Origin of the sequence: Bartonella sp. MU70NMGDW, from assembly GCF_042194085.1 — a bacterium.
Lineage (GTDB): Bacteria > Pseudomonadota > Alphaproteobacteria > Rhizobiales > Rhizobiaceae > Bartonella > Bartonella grahamii.
The window spans coordinates 1-1,186 of the sequence record NZ_JBHIMK010000352.1 but is presented as its reverse complement, the minus strand read 5'-3'; the positions used below and the strand labels follow the sequence as shown (position 1 = coordinate 1,186).

1 protein-coding gene and 2 pseudogenes are annotated in these 1,186 nt (G+C 37.8%); 2 read left to right on the top strand and 1 reads right to left on the bottom strand.

From position 1 onward, the window contains the following. A partial coding sequence (locus ACFIKE_RS10935; protein WP_375649940.1) for a DNA-3-methyladenine glycosylase I occupies positions 1 to 351 on the top strand: 351 nt, incomplete at its 5' end. Positions 352 to 596: 245 nt separating this feature from the next. On the opposite strand, the pseudogene ACFIKE_RS10930 reads toward ACFIKE_RS10935, so the two are convergent. Beyond that, positions 597 to 788 (bottom strand): annotated as a pseudogene (locus ACFIKE_RS10930) (integrase); the annotation flags it as partial. 177 nt (positions 789 to 965) lie between these two features. On the opposite strand from ACFIKE_RS10930, the pseudogene ACFIKE_RS10925 reads away from it, so the two are divergent. After that, positions 966 to 1,161: pseudogene (locus ACFIKE_RS10925) on the top strand (phage tail protein); the annotation flags it as partial. Positions 1,162 to 1,186 lie beyond the last annotated feature (25 nt).

Below are 1,186 nucleotides of genomic sequence, written 5' to 3'. Positions count from 1 at the left end.
GCTCATTATGATGAGCTAAAGGTGAAAATGTTAATGCAGAATAAAGACATTGTTCGCCATCAAGGAAAAATTCAATCGGTACTTAATAATGCATTGAGAGCACAAGAAATTATAACTGAGTGGGGGAGTTTGTCCCACTATTTCTGGTCTTTTCAGCCACCACCATTAGAGCGTTATGAAAAGATAGACTTTCAAACACTGTCAGCCCATCCCATAACCCCTGCCTCTCTTCGCCTTTCTCAAGACTTGAAGAAACGTGGCTGGACATTTGTTGGTCCTACGATTTGTTATGCTTTTATGCAGTCTGTAGGGATTGTTAATGACCATCTTGAAGGATGTTTTTGTCGATAAATTGGCAAACTTCCTTTTGTAAGGGTAATGATCAATAAGATAATAATTGAATTATTTAATAAATGTATAGATTATACAACTCCACTATACAAGATAATTGAAATATACAAACTATACAATATTAATGATTTTCTACTTTTGTTGGCATTAAAAACGATAAGGGTATATTTTTGAGGATGAAAAAACAGGTGCAAAAAGGAGTGATATCTTAACTGTTATGTATCTGAAGTTAGATAATAGTGATGCCTTGTATATTTTAAAGAAACATTTAGCATACCAAAGCCCATTTCGCGACGCAGATCGTGAATGGTATAACGATAAAGCCATTGAGCACCACCATCTTTACGCTTATGGAGGATCAAGCCGGCACCATCATTATATTTGCCAGCCCCCAATGTTGCAACAGCCCTTGCGTTAAGACGATTCATAAGAACCATTTTCATTCCTTTCTTATACAGTTTTACCCACACGCCAGCCCCGCTTATGCCGTGCAAGCAAATGGGTTTGTTTGATTTAATATAAACAGACTTGAAATGAGAGAATCTTACAATATTCGGGACTCTCATTCAACATACAAAACAGTGAATTATCATTATAAATCAGTCTGTTGTAGGTTTACAGAAAAAGACAAGCCTCCGCGTTTACCTTGGTTTATCAGGAGTCCCTTTGAAAGCTTTTTAAGTTTTTCGATGCTGATTAAAGAGGGCATCCATGACAGAGCTCATCTTGAGCATCACCTTATGGCAGAGAGGGTCGGGGGGGGAAACGCGCCCCGTTAATGTGAGTGTAATTTATGGGATCAAGACATGAGGAGTTGAAATGTCATTAAAACCGT